Source organism: uncultured Enterococcus sp., from assembly GCF_913775425.1.
GTDB lineage: Bacteria > Bacillota > Bacilli > Lactobacillales > Enterococcaceae > Enterococcus_G.
The window spans coordinates 1-6,974 of the sequence record NZ_CAJYIS010000058.1 but is presented as its reverse complement, the minus strand read 5'-3'; the positions used below and the strand labels follow the sequence as shown (position 1 = coordinate 6,974).

5 protein-coding genes and 1 pseudogene are annotated in these 6,974 nt (G+C 35.9%); all 6 read right to left on the bottom strand.

Translation table 11 applies throughout. From position 1 onward, the window contains the following. A partial coding sequence (locus tag QZ413_RS06450) for a glycosyltransferase (protein WP_297077671.1) occupies positions 1-1,067 on the bottom strand: 1,067 nt, incomplete at its 3' end. A gap of 10 nt (positions 1,068-1,077) precedes the next feature. Then, entirely contained in the window at positions 1,078-1,965 is an 888-nt protein-coding gene (gene asp3 / locus QZ413_RS06445; protein WP_297077670.1) for an accessory Sec system protein Asp3, read from the bottom strand. Then, on the bottom strand, positions 1,966-3,567 hold the full coding sequence (asp2, locus tag QZ413_RS06440) for an accessory Sec system protein Asp2 (protein ID WP_297077668.1): 1,602 nt from the start codon (positions 3,565-3,567) through the stop codon (positions 1,966-1,968). Then, entirely contained in the window at positions 3,545-5,146 is a 1,602-nt protein-coding gene (gene asp1 / locus QZ413_RS06435; RefSeq protein ID WP_297077666.1) for an accessory Sec system protein Asp1, read from the bottom strand. Before asp1 ends, asp2 begins: the two co-directional genes overlap by 23 nt. Positions 5,147-5,163: 17 nt before the next feature. Beyond that, positions 5,164-6,381, bottom strand: coding sequence for an accessory Sec system protein translocase subunit SecY2 (secY2, locus tag QZ413_RS06430; RefSeq protein ID WP_297077664.1), 1,218 nt, complete (start codon positions 6,379-6,381; stop codon positions 5,164-5,166). A 176-nt stretch (positions 6,382-6,557) separates the two neighbouring features. Further along, positions 6,558-6,974: pseudogene (locus QZ413_RS06425) on the bottom strand (hypothetical protein); the annotation flags it as partial.

Genomic DNA, 6,974 nt, shown 5'->3' with positions numbered 1-6,974 from the left:
TCTAATTCATCAATTGTCTTTTTGATAACGTGGTCTTCTGATCCTTGACCATAGATATCTAATGACAAATCAGGGAATTGCTCGCGGGCTTGAACTAACGCACGCACTACGATATCGATGTGTTTTTCTGAAGCTAGACGTGAGACCGTAATAAATTTTTTGGGATAACTTGTAGCCTCTCTAGAACTAATCGGTTGCTCTTTATTGTCTCGAATTCCGCCGACCGGGATCGTTTGGATCTTATCTGTAGCCTCTGGAAAATCTTTTAATAGATCTTCTCGTTGTAGATCAGTAGCCACGATGATCCGATCAAGTTGGTCCGTATGTGTCAAGGCATATTCATAGTAGTTGTTCCATAAAGGATGCGAGATAACATCACGATCAGACAAATGATCTGCGTGGACAATCTGGATCAGTTTAACATTTTTTGGAAGATGTCCCATCAATGCTGCTAGGGTTTCTTCTCCTCGATCAACAAAGAAACTTTCAACATTATCAAAAAACGTCGTGAGATATTGAAAGAAGAACCGTTGTAATAATACCTCGTTTGCAAAAAACAAGTGCTCTTGATGAAAATCAAATAAATGGATATTCGTCATCACACGACCGCGATCAGGATCATTGATATAAGAAAACATCACTTTGCGTTTTTGTGTTTTTGCTTCGAATAATTCAATTCGATAAGTAGACACAAGTAGCATATCTTTTTGTTTTGGACTTGGAGATTTCTCCATATGTTCCACAATAATCATCCCTGATTTAGTATGGATCGTCTTGATTCGATGTGTCTTTGTTTCATCGATCGTGATCTCTTCTTTGAATGTAAATGGATCGATCGTCTCACGTGTTAAATAGCGATCTCCGAAGACAAAAAATTCCCACATATTCAACACATCTCGTTCTGCTAGTTGCCAAGATTCCATTGCTTCATGTAGATTTTTTATCAATTCAACAAAAATAAATTTGTACGACAATCCCGCCTGATCAAAACGCTTTGCTCGATAAAATTGCGCATGTTCAACGCCAGAATTTCCAATACCCATCGCTTTATTTACAAAAAAATGCATCACAATCGCCCTACTTTCCTTTACTATTTTCTAATAAAAAGTGTTGTAATACTTGGATCGACACTTGCATCTCATCTAATTTTTGGTCTAAATAGGCTAGTCCTTGTACTTCTTGTGGTTCTGTCACCATTTTGTTACTTAAAAGAAAATTCATAATACGAGGAATCGCATAGACCTCCGATGGCAAGTTGTAATAGTCAATCTCTTTAGTGATTGAAAAAGTCAATTCTCGTAGATTTTTTTTAACTAAAATCGTATAGATCGCTTTACTCAATGCGACCATATCGAGTTCTTTTTCAGGATCAATCAGACAAAAAAGATAGTCTGAATGCGTCGTAAATTGTAAATGTTGCACTTGATTTTTCTTTACTAAAAAGATCAATTGGATATGCGATGTTTGTGACAAACGATTTGGATAATACCATAAATCGGTTTGTTTGCGATCTTGTTGCTCGTAACGTTCATATAAGTCGAGTTCCGTAATGACTAATTGATAGAAAATGATTTGCTGATGATGCTTATTGATCAATTGAATCTCGTAATGTACGGCTTTTTCAGGAAAAGTAAAGGCTTCCGTAAGTTGCGAGAAGAACAATTCTTCGACCATGGTATTGTATCGATCAAAAAACAGTATCTTTACTTGGATCGCACTCGTCTCAGACAGTTCTAATTGAACTTGAAGCTGGTATTTTTTATTTGGCTCCAAAATCGGTAAATATGGAGTATTTCGACTAAGTTGGAAGTTTCTTTGCGAATACCAGCTTTTAATACACAAACTCGGAGGCATAAGTGGAGCCGAATAGGTGACAGCACCATTTTGTTCAAATGAGATTGTGGCGCCATAATTATAATTGTCTTGTAGGATGTTACCCCATTTTACGATATATTGACTACTCACTTAATCCCCTCCTTTATTAGTATATTCGCGATGAAATTGAGTCTCTAGAATATTATAGTATTGTTTGACAAACCAACGGACGATACCTTGTGTATTGTCATTATGCCGTCCTACTAAGCCTTTATGTAACACTTTTGACAATGGAAATTTTTGTTTTAAGAAGGTATACACTTGTGTAAAAATCTTATCATCATAGTCATCTTGTTTCATATAAGCAAGAGCAAACATTGTATGCTGATAATCACCAGCTTGGAATTTTTCAAACAATTTCGCATCAAATGCCAACGCTTTTTCCACAGTAACGTCACCGGTATTCATCAGCAACGTATCCAATGAAGTCGCAAAGGTATCTGAACGTTTGATTCGTTCATTTAACGCCACTGTTCCTAAACTCATCATTGGTTTGCCCACGATCACAGCTTTTGGCAACAGATCGCTTGCATAATAAAGAGCACCAAAAGTCCCCATCGACAATCCAGAAAGCACTAAGTCTTGAGCAGAAAATCCAAGATAATTCAATTTTTTTTGAATGATGTCGATCAGTTGTTGTTCAAGTTCATCACTACCTAGGTAAAAATTTCCACCTTCGATTCTAGGGTCAGAAATCAATAGATAAGGAGAGCCAAATGCTTCCATCATATTTTTCCCCTCAAACCCTTCTGCAGTTCGATAACCTGAAAAATACACAGCTAATGGTGGCTTAAAATCAGCCGGTTCAAAGTAATAGCCAATCTCCATGCCTAAATTTTGCTTATCTTGAATACTTTTTCCACCAGGAATCATATAGCTTTGATCCGCAAAGGTGTTGCGTACGTGCAAATGGGCAACTTTGATCGTTCCTTGACCTTTCGCAAACAACGAAAAATTTAAATACATCTCTTCATCCGCTTCATTATAAAAACGTGCTACTTTTTGTGTGGCTAATTCATCTGCAGTAAAGACAAATTCTTTTTCAAACATCACGCTATTTTTGCGAATAAAATACACTTTCAATAAAAAATCTGCCTCGACTTGATCGTGTTGGATCTCTAAATAAGCCTCCAACCATTGTTTGGCTTCAATTAAATCTGTCATACGCCAAGACAATAATTGTGTGAATTCATCTCCAAAATGACCTGAAAGAGCCAATTGTGTATGCCCCTTTTTAATCACTTTACCTTGAAAACGTGAAGCAACCTTAATATAGTCCATTTCGAGCTTACGCCCATAGACGATTTCGGCATATTGCTTTTCCATAAATTCGATCATCGTCACAGCATCACTAAAATCAAAGGCATAAGCGCCTTTAGCTGCTAATATATAGGAAATCGAACTGAGTAACTCCGTTTGATGTGAATACATCAAGCGGTAAGAAGGTAACGTAAGCAACGCTTCTTTTTGGGTCAAGATCGTTGCTTCTTTAGAGAAGATAAAAATCGCTTTACGATACTTTGGATTTAGTGTTTTATTTTTTAACCACAGGTGAACCGCACTCTCTTGATCTTGATCCATATCATAGTTTGCTGGGAGAATGATCGGATCAAATTGTTCAGGTAGATGTGTAAGAAAAGCCTCTATCTGTTCACCAAAATAAACCACTTTAAGTTTCTTTTTCACACTCATCAAATAATATTCTCCATTTCTTGAGCAAATTATGTGAGCTGTTCGTCTCAATCACTGCTACACTTTCGACCAACGCTTCATTCCAATTTTTTAAGCCATCCATATAAAATGGTAAAACTTCTGCTAATTCTGTAATTTGGTCAACAATATAACCATTTCTCAAATGCTCTACATAGTCAGAAGACTCTTTTAAAATCAAAGGAATCCCTGCATTCACAGCAAAAGACTGCTTTTGCAATTGCATCTGTTCATTTAAATCGATATAGACACGAGTAGTCGCTAGTGCCGCTTGAACCTCTTCAATATTGGGTTGGATCTTAAATTCAATGCGTGCATAGGTTTCTGCAGCTTGAACATACTGGCGCCAGATCGGTAATGTCTTTAATCCTTTTACGGCATCATCTTGAGCTTTTGAAAGCGTACATCCATTTTTAGCTTCCAAATAATCGACGACTTTTTGATATTCTTTTGATTGGCTATCGATATTGAAGTAGTTATCGATCAATCGTTGCTGTAATTGCTCGACTCGCAATTGTTGTTCGTGATCATTTATTTCAATCATGATCGCATATAAACTTTCTTTTAGTAATAAATTTGTCAACAAATGTACTAAAAATTCTTCTTCTTCAAAAGGATGTCGATTTCGCCAGTACATCACTAAATGCTCGACCGAATTACTATTTCCTAAGTTTAATCGAGTGGGATACATTGGAATATCTAATATTTTAGCCATTGATTTAGGCCATTGACGTTGAGTTGCCACTAGTTGGTCACGCTTTTTGGCGGCATCTGTCACGATAAACCGACTTTTCAAAAATAAAATTTCCTGTTCTGCTAATGAGTATTCATGGATATTTTGTTCGTTTGTTAAAATCGTCAAAATCGGATGGCTGCTCTTTACACGATCAAGTACTTCTAGTCCTAAAGGCCAGACATCGATCAACAACGGCTCAAGCGCCACAGTGATCAACTGACGATTGATACATTCTGCAAAAATTTCAGCAAATGTACCATATCGTTCAACAGTCAATCTTAATTCTTGATGATGATACAGTTCGATGATCGGATCTTCACCAAAAGATTCCGTCATCACCATCTTTCCTAGTGGATTGTAATATTCTTGTTTTACTTTATCCATATGATCATCAAAATAAATAATAGAAGATAAAAAACCGCGATCATCATAAATTTCAGTTCGTTTTTTCTCTGTCAGATATTCGACTTGCCGTATAAAACCATGTTTTTCAAAACGAACATAGCCAAATGGTTGCTGCTGTCGAATCAAAGTGATCCCAAAGGGTGTATAAATTTGATCGACATCTTCTGGAAACTGTAGATCTTCTATCGTAATGGGAAAACCCGATTTTCGATCGACTTGTTGTAAAAAGTCAAATAACGATAATGAGTTGACTTGTTGTAATTGATACTCATTTAATACATAACGTAAGAACGGTAAGTACTCGATCGATATCAAATTGACCGGCACTTGATTTTCTTTGAATAAATTCAATATGTTAAGCACTCGATCTTCATCTAATTTTTCTTCTTTATTTTTCCAATGCGGTATAAAATAAACCATTTTTTCTCACCTCATTTTTATTCGAATAAGCGATATTCTTTTTTCGAATAGACAAATCGAATTTCTTGTACAAGCGTATCTAAGATAATGATCAACATAAACAAACTACCAAAATAAAAAGCTAGATTTGAAATAAAAGGTGAGCGAAGTCCAATAAACATTGGAATCAACGAGATAAATACTAGATATGCATTTCCTACAAAAGCAATCCGCGTCAATTTTTCTCGGATATATTTCTCTGTCTTTTCACCAGGTGGTACGTTTAAAATATAATCACCCGATTCTTTCAGGTTTTTAGCAATATCATTTGGTCGAATATTAATAAAACTAAAGCCCCAACCAAGTAGATAAAGTACGACTCCATACATAATACTTCCTTGGATCGTATTGAATGAAAAATAAGTCGTAATAAAATTGGAGAACCATGTGTCATTCCATTTTTCATTTAATAAAAGAAGTTGTGGCATTGAAAATACGGTCACAGCAAACATAAATGGCATCGCACCTGCTGGAAGAAGTCTAATCGGGATATACGAATGTTTTGATACTGTATCCAAACCTGTGCGTTCAATCACAATCCGATATTCAGAATGATAGAGATACATCGTTAGATAAATAAAAAGTAAGGTGATTACGATCAAAGCGATAATAAACTGATTATTAAATGCTACTGTAGCCGTTTGACCAGAAATCAACATTGAAGGAATATTGGCCATCAAACCTGGTAAAATAAATAAACTTTGTCCGCCGATTCCTTTAGTGATATTGATATCAGCTAACCAAGCAATAAATAACCCACCTGCAGTTAATAATAAAACCCCAGCAAGTAAGGACTTAGTATCACTTGCTAAAAATGAGGTAGGTTCCACTGAAGATTTGAATCGAAAAACGAGCGCAATACTTTGAAGAATAGTAAATACTAGCGTTAATGCTCGTTGAATGTACCCTACTTGTTTTGTCGAAAAATTATTGACGCGTTCTTCATCAATCATACTGATCGTCGTCCAAATAATCAGTGCTGTCATATACGGACCCATTCCTAACGAAAATAGTGTAATACTCGAAAAATTCCCTCCTGTGGCCGTCGATAAAAAACGCAACACAGAATTCGCACTATCGCCTTTTGCTCCCTGTGCTAAGAACATCGGCAAATCAATATGCCGTCCAATTTGAAAAACAGTCAATAGCATCGCACTCCAAACTAGACGTTGTATCAACTCTCTTTGTTTGATCATATATTTTACGTTCCTTTTCTATCAGATTGATGACTAAAACTCTTTATTATTCAATGATAGCAAAGTTTTATCTGAATTAATAGAAGCAATCGTAAGTTCACAGTTAAAAAACATTAGCCATTTTATATACAAAAACCGATCATATATCTTGATAAAGATACATGATCGATTTCTGCTTAGTTGAATTCATTTATCGCATAATCCCAATTATACATTGGTGGTTCGACTTCTTCGTTTTCTGGTTTGAGCCAATCGTCTGGTTTGATGTACATCGTCACCCAATATTCATCTTTATTTGTATAATCAAGTGTTGGTACACCACTTATCGTACGATTTCCAGACACATGCGGTGTATTCGTATCCGTTACGTTATAGCCAGTATATTGGTAAAATTCTGGAATAATCAGGTTTGGTACGACTTTCAGCGCATCTTCAGATAAAATCAATTGAACGGTTTTATACGTCGCATCCGGACTGTCGATTGCGTAAGATTTGCTTGTCACAGAATAACTTTCAACGACTTGATTACTTGCCGTCGATAGATTCTTTAAGTTAAAATAACCTGTTTTTGGATAGACTAAACGATTATTTTG